12 protein-coding genes and 1 riboswitch are annotated in these 12,069 nt (G+C 71.2%); of the genes, 7 read left to right on the forward strand and 5 right to left on the reverse strand.

Annotated elements, in window-relative coordinates:
• The first annotated feature begins 35 nt into the window (after positions 1-35).
• Together ACWEOE_RS00385 and ACWEOE_RS00390 are read left to right on the forward strand one after the other, a co-directional pair.
• Entirely contained in the window at positions 36-599 is a 564-nt protein-coding gene (locus tag ACWEOE_RS00385; protein WP_452001785.1) for an RsiG family protein, read from the forward strand.
• Complete coding sequence (locus ACWEOE_RS00390; RefSeq protein WP_452001788.1) at positions 596-1,534, forward strand: asparaginase; 939 nt, start codon at positions 596-598, stop codon at positions 1,532-1,534. The genes ACWEOE_RS00385 and ACWEOE_RS00390 overlap by 4 nt, the downstream gene beginning before the upstream one ends.
• Here the strand turns inward: ACWEOE_RS00390 and ACWEOE_RS00395 are convergent.
• Complete coding sequence (locus tag ACWEOE_RS00395) at positions 1,515-2,405, reverse strand: hypothetical protein (protein WP_452001790.1); 891 nt, start codon at positions 2,403-2,405, stop codon at positions 1,515-1,517. The genes ACWEOE_RS00390 and ACWEOE_RS00395 overlap by 20 nt on opposite strands.
• Positions 2,406-2,612: 207 nt before the next feature.
• Here ACWEOE_RS00395 and ACWEOE_RS00400 point away from each other — a divergent pair, with 207 nt between their 5' ends.
• Both ACWEOE_RS00400 and ACWEOE_RS00405 read left to right on the forward strand, forming a co-directional pair.
• Positions 2,613-2,795, forward strand: a complete 183-nt coding sequence (locus tag ACWEOE_RS00400; RefSeq protein ID WP_452001793.1) for a DUF3073 domain-containing protein — start codon at positions 2,613-2,615, stop codon at positions 2,793-2,795.
• Positions 2,796-2,962: 167 nt separating this feature from the next.
• Positions 2,963-3,817, forward strand: coding sequence for a 3-hydroxybutyryl-CoA dehydrogenase (locus ACWEOE_RS00405; protein WP_452001796.1), 855 nt, complete (start codon positions 2,963-2,965; stop codon positions 3,815-3,817).
• 863 nt (positions 3,818-4,680) lie between these two features.
• Here the strand turns inward: ACWEOE_RS00405 and ACWEOE_RS00410 are convergent.
• Genes ACWEOE_RS00410 through ACWEOE_RS00425 form a run of 4 tightly spaced genes read right to left on the reverse strand, consistent with a single transcriptional unit; the run spans position 4,681 to position 8,720 of the window.
• Positions 4,681-5,463: an ECF transporter S component gene (locus ACWEOE_RS00410; protein WP_452001799.1), complete on the reverse strand. Its 783-nt coding sequence runs from the start codon at positions 5,461-5,463 to the stop codon at positions 4,681-4,683.
• Positions 5,460-7,058, reverse strand: a complete 1,599-nt coding sequence (locus tag ACWEOE_RS00415) for an ABC transporter ATP-binding protein (protein WP_452001802.1) — start codon at positions 7,056-7,058, stop codon at positions 5,460-5,462. The genes ACWEOE_RS00410 and ACWEOE_RS00415 overlap by 4 nt, the downstream gene beginning before the upstream one ends.
• Positions 7,055-8,098, reverse strand: coding sequence for a CbiQ family ECF transporter T component (locus ACWEOE_RS00420; RefSeq protein WP_452001804.1), 1,044 nt, complete (start codon positions 8,096-8,098; stop codon positions 7,055-7,057). Before ACWEOE_RS00420 ends, ACWEOE_RS00415 begins: the two co-directional genes overlap by 4 nt.
• The gene (locus tag ACWEOE_RS00425) at positions 8,091-8,720 is read right to left on the reverse strand and encodes a hypothetical protein (RefSeq protein ID WP_452001807.1); all 630 of its coding nucleotides are present in this window, start codon (positions 8,718-8,720) and stop codon (positions 8,091-8,093) included. The genes ACWEOE_RS00420 and ACWEOE_RS00425 overlap by 8 nt, the downstream gene beginning before the upstream one ends.
• 13 nt (positions 8,721-8,733) lie before the next feature.
• Positions 8,734-8,869, reverse strand: a riboswitch (cobalamin riboswitch).
• Positions 8,870-8,898: 29 nt separating this feature from the next.
• Between ACWEOE_RS00425 and ACWEOE_RS00430 the strand changes: the two genes are divergently transcribed.
• The 3 genes from ACWEOE_RS00430 (at position 8,899) to ACWEOE_RS00440 (ending at position 11,632) form a co-directional block, all read left to right on the forward strand.
• Positions 8,899-9,795 carry a Gfo/Idh/MocA family protein gene (locus ACWEOE_RS00430; protein WP_452001810.1) on the forward strand — a complete coding sequence of 299 codons (897 nt, stop codon included), beginning with the start codon at positions 8,899-8,901 and terminating at the stop codon, positions 9,793-9,795.
• 259 nt (positions 9,796-10,054) lie between these two features.
• Positions 10,055-10,714, forward strand: coding sequence for a VanZ family protein (locus ACWEOE_RS00435; RefSeq protein WP_452001813.1), 660 nt, complete (start codon positions 10,055-10,057; stop codon positions 10,712-10,714).
• Positions 10,715-10,987: 273 nt separating this feature from the next.
• Positions 10,988-11,632 (forward strand): GNAT family N-acetyltransferase, encoded by a 645-nt coding sequence (locus ACWEOE_RS00440; RefSeq protein WP_452001816.1) that lies wholly within the window; start codon positions 10,988-10,990, stop codon positions 11,630-11,632.
• Positions 11,633-12,069: the final 437 nt, after the last annotated feature.

Raw genomic sequence — 12,069 nt, forward strand, 5'->3', positions numbered from 1 at the left:
TAGCATTGTCGGGGAAACTCATGCAGGATGTGCCCGTGATCGAAGTGCGTCCCGGTGGGCGACGGCGGATCGACCGCGTCCTCGCCCCGGGATACCTCACCGGACTCGGCGACCTGCCGCTGCCGGTGCTGCGCGAACGCCGTGACGAGGCCGCGCAGGAGGAGACCGACCTCTCGTACCTGCGCCGGCTGCTGCACGCGCGGATCGACATCGTGCGCGCCGAACAGCAGCGCCGGTCGTCCGGTGGTGGGAGCAGCATCGTCGACCAGCTCGCCACGATCCTCGCCGACAACGCGCTCGCCGCCACCGGTTCCGGGCGGCACCAGCAGCTCGAACCGTCGCGCGCGGGCGAGCACCGCCGTCACGCCGAGGCGCTGATCGGCGACACGGACCTCACCGATGTCGGCACGCTGTCCGACGACAAACTCGCTTCGGCGCTCGACACGTACGCCACCGAAGAGTTGTCGGTGTCCACGTTCCGCCGCCAGGTCCAGGGCGTGATGGACACGCTCAACGCCGAGATCGCCGGGCGCTACCAGCGGGGCGCCGCGACCGTCGACGAGCTGCTCGACTCCGAGCTGGGACGCACCGAAGAATGACGGAACCGGTTCTCATCGAGGTCGAACGCTCCGGCCTCGTGGAAAGCACACACCGCGGCTCGCTCGTGATCACGGCGCCGGACGGCACCGTGGCCCATGAGGTGGGCGACGTGACGGGCCCGGTGTTCCCGCGGTCGTCGACCAAACCACTGCAGGGCGTCGGCATGCTGCGCGCCGGCCTGGCCCTTGCCGGCGCCGACCTGGCGCTGGCCTGCGGTTCCCACTCCGGCGAGCGCGGCCACGTCGAGCGCGTGGCGGCGATGCTCGCGGCGGCCGGCCTCCACGAGACGGCGCTGGCCTGCCCACCCGCGTATCCCCTGCACGAGCCGACGATGCACGCGGCGACCGAGCCGCTGCGCGTCACGATGAACTGCTCGGGCAAACACGCCGCGATGCTCGCCACCTGCGTGGCCGCGGGCTGGCCGACCGAGGGTTACGAGCAGCCCGGCCACCCGCTGCAGAAGGCGCTCGCCGACACCGTGGTGGACCTGACCGGCGAGCCGATCGCCACCACCGGCGTCGACGGCTGCGGCGCACCGCTGTTCGCCTACTCGCTCACGGGGCTGGCCCGCGCGTTCGGCCGGTTGGTGCAGGCTTCTGCCGGGTCGGAGGAGCTGCGCGTGGCCGACGCCATGCGCGCGCACCCGTGGCTGGTCGCGGGCACGGACCGGGAGGACACCGCGCTGATGGGCGAGGTGCCGGGGCTGCTGTCGAAGATCGGCGCCGAGGGTGTGCTGGCGTTCGCGCTGGCCGACGGCACGGCGGTCGCGCTAAAGATGGCCGATGGCGCGAAGCGTGGTTGCGCTCCGCTGGCCGTGGCGGTGCTCGCGCAGCTGGGCGTGGACGTGTCGGGGCTCGAAGCTCTCGCGAACCCGCCCGTGCTCGGCGGTGGCCGGCCGGTGGGCCGGCTGCGCGTCAGTTGGCGCGTTCCCTAGCCGCGAGGTCACCCCAGAACTCGCGCAGCTCGGAGAACAGTTCGGCGAGTTCGTCGACGTTGCCGGTGCGCAGGGCTTCGAGGATGTCGTGGACCTCTTCGGCCGTGGTGTCGGATTCGAGGATCGCGTCGGCGAACAGCTGCACGAGGCCGCCGTAGTCGAGCTCCACCACGGAGTCGGGGTCGAAGCTCTCCAGCCACTGGCGCGTCTGCGACAGCACGCGGCCCGGACCGGAGTCGCCGAACGCCGCCTCGATCAGCTCACCGGCCTCGGCCGCACGGGTCAACGCGTCGGACATCGACGTGCGCCAGGACAGCTCGCGCACCGGGTCGTCCTGGCCTTCGCCGAGCACGAGCTTGCGTTCGTCGGGCTCGACCAGGACGAACCACGGCAGCGGCACGGTCCAGGTGGTCGTGAGGGTGTGGGCGGCGGCCGTGGTGAGGTCGGCCATCGCGGCCTTCGTGCGTGAGCGGGCGCGGTCGGCCGAGACGCCGCCGGCGTCGAGCACCGCGTTCTTGAGCGCCGGTGCCGCGTCGCCGAGGAAGGTCACGAGCGCGGCGGCGCTGCGCGCGCGCAGCTCGAGCGGGCACACGAACGGGCCGGCGCCGGGGTGGCCGGCGGGCACCTCCGCGGGGTCGAGCACGAGCACGTCGGTGAGCAGGCTCGGCGCGGGCCGTCCGTCGGCGAGCTCCGCCGGCAGCAGCCGCGCCACGGCTTGTGACTTGAGCCACAGGAACTGCTCGCGTTCGCCGATCGCCGCGCGGCGGAGTTTCGCCGCGGCAACGGCTTCCCGCAGCCGGTCGTCGGGCGGGTCACCGAGCGCGAGCAGGGGTTCGTACACCCTCAAATACGCCACGAAGGGACGGAGCACCTGAGCATCGTGGCACGCCCACCTGCGCCGATCCGCACCGACAGGCCGGTAACCGGCGTCCGGCGGACACTGTCGCCACCGGCACACCGTGCCACGTCGCATCGAACCCCCGGGACACGGTACGGTGTGACCAGGAAAGAACTGTCGAGACGATGCGGGGCCGCCGATTCCCCCGGCCGCCCCGCCCCTGTGCGAGGGGGTCGAGCCATGGGGCGCGGCCGGGCTAAGGCCAAGCAGACGAAGGTGGCGCGCGAGCTCAAGTACAGCTCCCACGACACCGATTTCGATGCTTTGCAGCGCGAGCTGTCGAGTGATTCCTCGCCCAGCAATGGGCACGAGGACGACAACGAGGACCCGTACGACGACGGGTACGACGAATACCGGCGTTGAGCAGACGCGGTACGCGAGGGTGGAGACCGGGTTGACACCCGGGGCCACCCTCGCGCGTCGCGTGCTGCCCATTTTTTGTGGCTGAGCGAGTCTTTGCTGAGCGGTTTGCGGCTGAGCGAGTCTGTGGCTGAGTGCGTTTTCGTGCTGGGCCGGTGAGGAGCAAGCAGGTGACGGACGTACAGCGAGTCGGCGTGGTGGGCGCCGGGCAGATGGGCTCGGGCATCGCCGAGGTGCACGCCAAGTCGGGTTTCGACGTGGTGGTCACCGAGGTCAGCCAGCCGGCCCTCGACGCGGGCAAGGCGCGCATCGAGAAGTCCCTGCAGCGCGGTGTGAAGAACGGCAAGCTCTCTGCTGACGATGCTTCTTCCGCACTGGGGCGGCTTCGCTTCACCACCGACCTCTCCGAGTTCGCCGACCGCGACCTCGTGATCGAGGCCATCCTCGAGCAAGAACAGGCCAAGACCGAGGTCTTCGCCCAGCTCGACAAGATCATCACCCGAGACGACGCGATCTTCGCGTCCAACACCTCGTCCATCCCGATCGTGAAGATCGCCATGGCGACGAGCCGGCCGCAGCAGGTCGTGGGTATCCACTTCTTCAACCCGGTGCCCGTGCTGCCCCTGGTGGAGCTCGTCCCATCGCTGCTCACCGGCGACGACACGATCCGCCGCGCCGAGGCTCACGCGGGTGCGCTGGGCAAGACCGTGATCCGCGCGCAGGACCGCGCCGGGTTCATCGTCAACTCGCTCCTGGTGCCGTACCTGCTCTCCGCCATCCGCATGGTCGAATCCGGCTTCGCCACCGCCGAAGACATCGACCGCGGCATGGAACTCGGGACGGCTCACCCGATGGGCCCGCTGCGCCTGTCGGACCTCATCGGCCTGGACACCGTGAAGGCCATCGCGGACTCCATGTACGACGAGTTCAAGGAACCGCTCTACGCGGCGCCGCCGCTGCTGCTGCGCATGGTTTCGGCGGGGTTGATGGGGAAGAAGTCCGGGCGGGGCTTTTACACGTACTGATCCTTGGCGCAGGCTCTTGTGGTCGTTCACACCCGTGAGCTCCTTGGCCGTGCGCACGCCTGCCGTGGATCACTTTCGCCCAGCGAACGGTCCCTTTGCACCTACCGGCGATCCGGGCAGCCCCTTCGCCAGGCGAAAGAACGCTTCGTGCTCCTCTGATGGCGCGGATGGCCCGTTCGCCAAGCGAAAGGTCCCCTCGGCCATCCGACGGCGGTCAGCGAACCCTTCGCCAGGCGAAGGGACCCCTCGCGCCCGCTTGGAGGCGTGGATGGCCCTTCGCCAGGCGAAAGGACCTCGCGTCCATCCGGTGGCGGCGGGAGGGCAGTTCACCAGGCGAAAGGACCGGTGGGGGCCATCGCAGGCACCACGGAAGCCACTTCGCCCAGCGAACGGCCCTCCGACCCCTTCACGCCTGCCCTCAACCATCCCTTCGCCCAGCGAACAGCCCTGGTAGCGCCATCGGGCCCTTCGCCAGGCGAAAGGACCCGCCGCGCCCATCTGATGGCGCATAGATAACCCCTTCGCCAAGCGAAAGGATCCCACCGCCATCCGATGGCGTTCGGGCGCCCCTTTCGCCAGGCGAAAGAACCCCTCGCGCACATCCGAAGGCGCGGATAGCCCCTTCGCCAAGCGAAAGGTCCCCGCGGCCGTCTGACGGCGGTCGGCGGGCCGTTCGCCAGGCGAAAGGACCACTTGCCATCCCTGCACCCCGGCGATCTCGTTCGCTCAGCGAACGGCCCTCCAGCCCGCATTCCCCTACCGACGCCAACCGCCCTTCGCCCAGCGAACGGTCCCCTCGCACCACCGCCCCAACGCGGGCGGTCCCACCGCACCGCATACACGAGCCCAACCGCATCGCAGGCTCAGCGGCTGAACGACGCCCGTCGTGCGGCGCGACGCAGGATCGTCAGGATCGCCGGCCCCAGGGCGACGATCGCCACCGCGTTCGTGATCGCGCGGCCCGTGTCCCAGCCCAGGGTGGACGTCAGCACCGTGAACACCAGGAACCGGTGCAGGTTCGTGCCCAGCGGAGCCCCCGGCACGAAGTCCAGGGCGGACGCGCCCGCGAGGAACGGCCACGTGAACATGCTCATGGCCAGCCCGTAGCAATACGCGGCCACCACGCCGTACACAGCGAGCAGCCCGATCTCCCACCGGCCGCGCACCCGGCGCGGCAGCAGGCCCGCCCCGAGGCCGACGAGCGAAGACGCCAGCATCTGGAACGGCAACCACGGCCCGACGCCACCCGTGAGCAGCGCGGACGCGAACAGCGAGGTCGCTCCCAGTACGAAGCCGAAGCCCGGGCCGAAGACGCGCCCGGCGAGCACGAGCAGGAAGAACACCAGCTCGATGCCACCGGTGCCCGCGCCGAGGGGCCGCAGGGCAGCGTTCACAGCGGACAGCACACCGAGCAGCGCCAGGGCCTTCGCGTCGAGGCCACCGCTGGACAGCTCGGCGAGCACGATCAGGATCAGTACCGGCAAGGTCGCCATGAAGATGAACGGCGCGTCCGCCGTGTGGCCGGCCGGCGCCGCCGACGCGAACAGCGGCCAGCAGAACATCGCCAGCCCGAGCACCACCGCCACCGCGAGCACGACGCCGGTCCGCAGCCGGATCCGCACGGCCGGTGCGAGGAAGTCCGTCATCGCAGGGCCTGCGAGACCTCGGCGACCGTGAGCCATTCCTGCGGCGCCAGCACCTTCGCGACCTGCGGCGCGAACGCCGGGGACGACACCACGACGTCCGCGGTCGGCCCGTCGGCCACCACGGCACCCTCGGCCAGCACCACCACGCGATGAGCCGCCACGGCCACGAACTCCACGTCGTGCGTGGCCAGCAGGACCGCGACCCCGGAAGAAGCCAGCGCGGCCAGCACCGCGGCGAACTGGCGTTTGGCCGGGTAGTCGAGCCCGCGCGTCGGCTCGTCGAGCAGGACGACCGGCGGCGCGGCGGCCAGCTGGACGGCCAGCACGAGCGCCAGCCGCTGGCCTTCCGAGAGGTCGCGGGGGTTCGAGGAATCGGCAACCCCCGGCACGAGCCGATCCAGCAGCACTCGCGCCGTCCCCGCGGCCGCGCCCGACTCCGCGTCCGCCTGGCGGCACTCGGCCGCCACGGAGTCGAGGTACAGCAGGTCGGACGGGGTCTGCGGCACCAGCCCGACCCGCGAGCGCGCCACGCGTGGCCGCACGTCGCCGGGGTCCACGCCGAGCACGTCGACGGTGCCGCCCGAGCGCGGCCCGCTGCCCTGCAGCGCCCACAGCAGCGACGACTTCCCTGACCCGTTGCGCCCCATCAGCGCCACGACCTCACCACGCCCCAGCCGCAGGTCGACCCCGCGCACCGCCACTACGCCCCCGTGGCGCACCTGCACCCCGCGGGCCGTCAGCACGTCCTCCGTAGGCGCGCGAACAACAGCAGGCCGCCGCGCGGAAGCCAGCTTTTCGCGCAACGGCCCCGCCCGCCGTCGCGCGTCGCGTACCGAGAGCGGCAGCGGTGACCAGCCGGCGAGGCGGCCGAGCTCCACGATCGGCGGCGCCACGTCGGCGTCCGCGAAGACCTCCGCCGGCGGCCCGGACCGCACCGAACCGTCGCCCGGCAGGTAGAGCAGCCGGTCGGCGTACTGCGCCACGCGCTCCATCCGGTGCTCCGCGACGACAACCGTGGTCCCGAGGTCGTGCACCAGCCGCGTGATCGCGGCCAGCACCTCCTCGGCCGCCGTGGGGTCGAGTGCCGACGTCGGCTCGTCCAGCACGAGCACGCGCGGGTGCGCCGTGAGCACCGACCCGATCGCCACGCGCTGCTGCTGGCCGCCCGAAAGCGTCCGAAGTGGACGGTTGCGCAGGTCCGCGATGCCCAGCAGGTCGAGTGTCTCCTCCACGCGTTTGCGCATCACGTCGGGCGCCACGGCCAGCTGCTCCATGGCGTACGCGAGCTCTTCCTCCACGGTGTCCGTGACGAACCCGGCCAGCGGATCCTGCCCCACGACCCCGACGACCGACGCCAGCTCACGCGGCGGGTGCGTGGCCGTGTCCAGGCCGTCGACGAGCACGCGCCCGGCCAGCGTGCCGCCGGTGAAGTGGGGCACGAGCCCGTTGATGGCGCCCAGGAAAGTCGATTTGCCGACCCCGGTGCGTCCGGCGACGAGGCACAGCTCGCCCTCCTCGACCACGAGGTCGACCCCGCGCAGCACGGGCCGGGCAGCACCGTCGTAGGTGATCGTGACTTGCGAAAACTCGATCACGCGACCACCGGCCTGATCCACGCGGGGAGCACCGCGATCAGCACGGCGACCACCGGCAGCACCGGCAACGCCGGCCAGCTCAGCGGGCTCACCGACGTGGCCAGCGACGCGGGCGAAACGACCAGAACCAACCCAGCCGACACGACCCCACACAGCACCACCGCGGTCTCCGGCAGCCGCCACGGATCAGGCCGGTACGCCGTGCGCCGGATCCGCCGCCCGCCCAGCACGAACCCGGTCGCCGCCACGGCAAGCCCGGCCACGAGCATCGGCACCCCCAGCCAGCCGGACGACCCGTCGAGCACCCCGTACACCCCCACCGATACCCCCACCAGCCCGGCGAGCACGCACGCCGCGATCAGCAAGCGCACGCGCGTGGCGAGGTGGCCGCGCCGCCCGTAGCCTCTCGAATCCATGGCCGCCGCCAGCAGCAGCGAGCGGTCCATCGCGTCGGCCAGCACCACCACGATCACCCCTTTCAACCCCCGGCCACGCGCCGCCCGCAGCCGCCGAGCGCGCCGGACCCGGTGCACGCTCTCCACCAGCTGCGGCGCCACCGAAAGCGCCACCGTGATGGCCGTGCTGACCTCGGACAACGCCCCAGGCACGGCTTTGAGCAGGCGTTTCGGGTTGGCCAGCGCGTTGGCGGCGCCCACGCACAGCACGATCGTGGCCAGGCGCAGGCCGTCGTAGAAGCCGCCGAGCAGCTCTTCGGCCGACGTCGGCCCGAGCAGTTCGATGCCGGCGGCCGCGGCGGGCAGCGGGATGGCGGGCAGCGTGAACAGCACGTGCCCGCCGTCCTCGCCGCCGATGAGGACGCGGAACACCACCCGTGACACCACGATCACGCCCGCGACCCACGCGTAGAGGCGAAAAGCCATCGCCCACGGCGCGTCACCTCGGCGGTTCACCACCACGAACCCGGCCACCGCGATGACCAGCGCGAGCAGCAGCGGGTTCGTCGTGCGGCTCGCGACGACGGCGAGCGCCAACGCCCACACCCACCACGCGCCCGGGTGCAGCGCGCGTGACTCAGGCACGCCGGCGCCGCAGCCCCACGGTCACCCCGGCGACGACGAGCACCACCAGCACGACGAACCCGATCAGCAGACCCCACGGGAAACTGCTGCTCTCGGCGACGGACACGTCGTGCACCGTCGGCTGGTTGGCCTTGCGCACCGGCGCAACACGCGGCGGCGGGTAGTCCGTGAAGGCCTTGTTGTGCGCGAACGACCAGCCCTCGAAGCTGCCGGCCGGCGGCTGCCAGCTCTGCACGCCGACCTGGCTCGACGCCCACTTGCCGCCGTTGGTGGCGGTCCAGAAGCCCCACGACGCGTTCTCGGGCGGCATACCCGAGCACGACTGGTCGGCGGGTTTGCCCTCGATCTTGCAGATCAGCGCCAGGCCGTACTTGCCGACGCCCGCGAGGTCGAGACCCGCGTTCTGCATCGCGGCCACGCCGTTGGCCTGCGGCCCGGGTGCGCAGCGGATCAGGGTGTCGCCACCGAGGTCCTGGAAGTCGACCACCACCGTCACACCGGTGGCGTCGGGGCAGTAACCCGCGGTGCCCTTCCCGGGCACGGTCGCGGTGGCGGGAGTCGCGCCGGACAGGCCTGCGGCGATCAGGAGTGCGCCCACGGCAAGGGCAGAAAACAGCCGCATGGTGATGAACCTCGCATCGAGTCGGACCACGACGGGCAATCCGGCTCACGGCCACGGTGGGCCGCTCACGGTTGCGGGTCAGCGCCGGATTCACACCGGCTTCCCCCGTTCGTGGTGTACAGCTCACCGACGTTAACCCACCGGGGCGACCGGCCGGAAGAGACCTACACTTCCGGGCGTGGACGTCGGACAGCTGCGCATCGGCCTCGTCGGAACCGGTCCCTGGGCGACCACCGTGCACGCGCCGGGCCTGGCCGAGCACCCCGGCACCGAGCTCAGCGCCGTCTGGTCGCGCCGGGCCGAGAGCGCCCGCTCCCTGGCCGAGGCCCACGGTGCCGTCGGCACCGACGACCTCGACGAGCTGTTCTCGCTGGTCGACGCCCTCGCGTTCGCCGTGCCGCCCGCCGTGCAGGCGGAGATCGCGACACGCGCTGCCGAGGCCGGCAAGCACCTGATCCTGGAGAAGCCGATCGCCGCCGACCTGGCGGGCGCGCGCCGGCTGGCCGACACGGTGGCGCAGGCGGGTGTTGCGTCGCTGGTGATGCTGACCTTGCGGTTCTCCCAGCAGACACGCGAGTGGCTCGACGGCCTCGCCGTCTCGGGCGGCTGGCGCGGCGGCGGCGCGCGCTGGCTGTCGGGCGCACTGCTCGGCGGGCAGTATTCGACGTCGGCCTGGCGCCTCGACGCATCGGGCGGCGCGCTCGCCGACATCGGGCCGCACGCGTTCGACCTGCTCGACGCCGCGCTGGGCCCCATCACCGACGTGCTCGCGGCCCACCGCGGCCCCGACGATCTGTGGCAGCTGATGTTCGCCCACGAAGGTGGCGCCACGAGCACCGCGACGCTCTCGCTGCGCCTGCCGATCCAGCCGACTGTGGTCGAAGTCGCCGTCTACGGTGCGCACGGCTTCCGGACGCTGGGGCGCAAACCGGGCACCGCCGGCGAGTCCTACACGGCCCTGCTGGACGACTTCGCGGCCATGGTCGCGAGCGGCAAGACCACACACCCGTGCGACGTCCAGCGCGGCCTGCACCTGTCCGCGCTCATCGAGCGCGCCCGCGAGCTCGCCGGGTAGTACACAGGGCTCCGCCCTTGTTTTCCGTTGTGAAACAAGGCTTTTCGCCAAGCCCCGGAAATCCTTCCACAGGGTTGTCCACAGCATCCACTATGGACGGTCCGCGCCTCGACCGAACCACGGGAAGCCGTTTCGCGCCACCGGAAAGATCACCGAATAGTGCGGCCCGCTGGGCATGCCGACTGCTGCGCGCAATGCGAAGGTTGATCTTGGGGAAGGCGTGAAGAAGCAGTTCAGAGGGGCTCGAGAAGGGAAGCGCATGGGTGCTTTGCTGCGCGCTTTCTGGGGGATCATCCCGATCACGGCCATCGCGTTGCCATACGCGTTGCTCTGCTGGCCCTTGCTCGTCGCGCGGAGGCGGCGAAGAAACAGTGACCTGAGCCACGCGCACGCCTCGGCCACCGCGGCCGTGGACGTGCTGGCCGTCACGATCGGCGCGCTCGTGCTCTGCCTGGTCACCATGCCCGTCGGCACCGATGCCGTGAGCACGCTGGACCTGGTGCCGGGCGCCGACCTCTCCGCCGCGCTGTCCGACGACGGTTCGCTGTGGCAGGTCGTCGGCAACCTGCTGCTGCTGTGTCCCCTGGGGGCGCTCGTCCCGCTGCGCCTGCCGTGGCTGCGTTCGGTGGCGCGGGTCGCGGTCACCGCGCTGAGCGCGTCCGTGCTGGTGGAGGCCACGCAGTTCCTCATCCACACCGGCCGCGTCACCTCGACCGACGACGTGCTGCTCAACACCATCGGCGCCACCCTCGGCGCCCTGCTGACCCGCCGCGGCTGGCGCTGCTTCGACGTGGTGCCGGTGGTCCCGATCCCGCAGCAGGTACGGCGAACCGTCTGCAACGCACCGGTGCGCCTGCGCGTGCCGCGTTCGGTGTGGGACGCGCGCTACGCCGGGATCGGTCATCCGGAGCGGCGTTAATTCGCTTGCTCTTGGTGGGATGCTGGTGCTTTCGGACCCTTTCGAAGGAACGCCTATGTTTGCCGCCGCCTCCCGCGACGGCCGTCGGGCCTGACGCTCGTCAGTTCTTCACCCATGCCCTCCTGCCGGTGTGGGTGCTCCTTCGACCCTCGAAAGGGTTCCTTGAGAATGTCCGCCCTTCAGGCGTATGTCCGTTCCACCGCACCTCGTGGCCGTGATGTCCAGCGGATCGGCCCGTTCCTCGCCACGTTTTCCCGCACTACCGACCACCCGATGCTCAACTACGCCATCCCCGACGACGGGGCCTTGCCTTTGCCCGCGGAGATCGCCGCTCTGACTTCGGCGTACGCGGGTCGTGGCCGGCAGCCCCGGCTGGAGTTCTTCACCGGAGCTGCGCCTGGGTTGGAGGGGTTGCTGGTCGCGCAGGGGTATTCGCTCGAGCGGCGGGTGCCGCTGATGACCTGTGGTCCTTCGGACTTCGTCGCCCGTCCGGCGCCGGTTGGGATCGTCCTGCGCGCCCCTGCGGGTGATGCCGATGTGCGCGCGCTGCGGTCAGTGCAGAACGTGGCCTTCGGCGAGTCCGCCGAGGTGTCCGACGCGGAGCTCGAAAGCACGCGCTCCTTCGGCGACCGCGCGGTGCTCGCCGAGGACCCCACCACCGGCGCGGTGGTGGGCGGGGGTCTTGCGCTCGAGATCGTGGACGGTGTGGCCGAGATCGCCGGCATCGCCGTCGCTTCGACCCACCGGCGCCGGGGCATCGCGTCGGCCCTTACGGCGCACCTCACCCACCTGATCCACTCCCGGGGCGGGACGACGGCTTTTCTCACGCCGGGTGATGAGGGCATCGCGACCGTGTATCGCCGGCTTGGGTATCGGGATGGTGGTGAGTGCGTGCATCTGTCGGTGCCGTGGGGATAGTTCCGCTGCTGAGGGCGCGACCGGTCCTTTCGCTCAGCGAACGGGCTGGTCGCGCCCTGCTGGAGGGCAGTGGTTCTTTCGCGAGGCGAAAGGTCCGGTGACGCCGCGCCCGGGGGGACGAGGGGACCATTCGCTAGGCGAAAGGGGCGTCCGGTGCTGCGGTCGGCAGGAAAGCACCGTTCGCCAGGCGAAAGGTCCAGTGACACCAGGCCGTCGCACACGAGGGGACCGTTCGCTACGCGAGGGACGCCGGCGCTGCGGCAGGACGCGAGAGGACCCTTCGCCAGGCGAAAGGACCGTCGGCGCCGCAGGCAGAGCAACGGACCCTTCGCCTGGCGAAAAGACCGTCAGCACCGGAGGCAAAGCACCAACGGGCCTTTCGCTAAGCGAAAGTCCGTCGGCACCGCACCCAGCGCGCCAGCAGCCTTTCGCCAAGC

Source organism: Amycolatopsis sp. NPDC004368 (genome assembly GCF_053602515.1).

Bases quoted from the DNA above. Each gene is read 5' to 3' on its own strand.
- ACWEOE_RS00390 (WP_452001788.1), top strand. From the start codon at position 596: ATGACGGAACCGGTTCTCATCGAGGTCGAACGCTCCGGCCTCGTGGAA.
- ACWEOE_RS00400 (WP_452001793.1), top strand. From the start codon at position 2,613: ATGGGGCGCGGCCGGGCTAAGGCCAAGCAGACGAAGGTGGCGCGCGAG.
- ACWEOE_RS00410 (WP_452001799.1), bottom strand. From the start codon at position 5,463: ATGACGGACTTCCTCGCACCGGCCGTGCGGATCCGGCTGCGGACCGGC.
- ACWEOE_RS00425 (WP_452001807.1), bottom strand. From the start codon at position 8,720: ATGCGGCTGTTTTCTGCCCTTGCCGTGGGCGCACTCCTGATCGCCGCA.
- ACWEOE_RS00435 (WP_452001813.1), top strand. From the start codon at position 10,055: ATGGGTGCTTTGCTGCGCGCTTTCTGGGGGATCATCCCGATCACGGCC.
- ACWEOE_RS00440 (WP_452001816.1), top strand. From the start codon at position 10,988: ATGCTCAACTACGCCATCCCCGACGACGGGGCCTTGCCTTTGCCCGCG.